Consider the following 267-nt stretch of genomic DNA (forward strand, 5'->3'; position numbering starts at 1 on the left):
TTTAGCTGTCAGCCTTGGCTTAACAGAGAGAATCCTTCGTAGTGAAGTAGACTTCCTTAAAAAGCAAAATCTTATCACGGCACATAATGTTGGTATGAGGTTGACGCAGGAAGGGAAAAATTTGCTGGAAGATTTGGAAGGATTGATGCGTGAACTAAAGGGAATTGATGTCTTAGAATTGGAGCTAAAGCACCGGTTAGGCATCCAAAAGGTCATCATCGTACCTGGTGACACGGATGAATCACCATTGGTAAAAGGCGAGCTTGG

At 43.1% G+C, this 267-nt stretch carries 1 pseudogene; it reads left to right on the top strand.

Annotated elements, in window-relative coordinates:
- Window positions 1–267: pseudogene (locus tag RYX56_RS22825) on the top strand (hypothetical protein); the annotation flags it as partial.

This window comes from Alkalihalophilus lindianensis, from assembly GCF_032843265.1.
Lineage (GTDB): Bacteria > Bacillota > Bacilli > Bacillales > Bacillaceae_D > Alkalihalophilus > Alkalihalophilus lindianensis.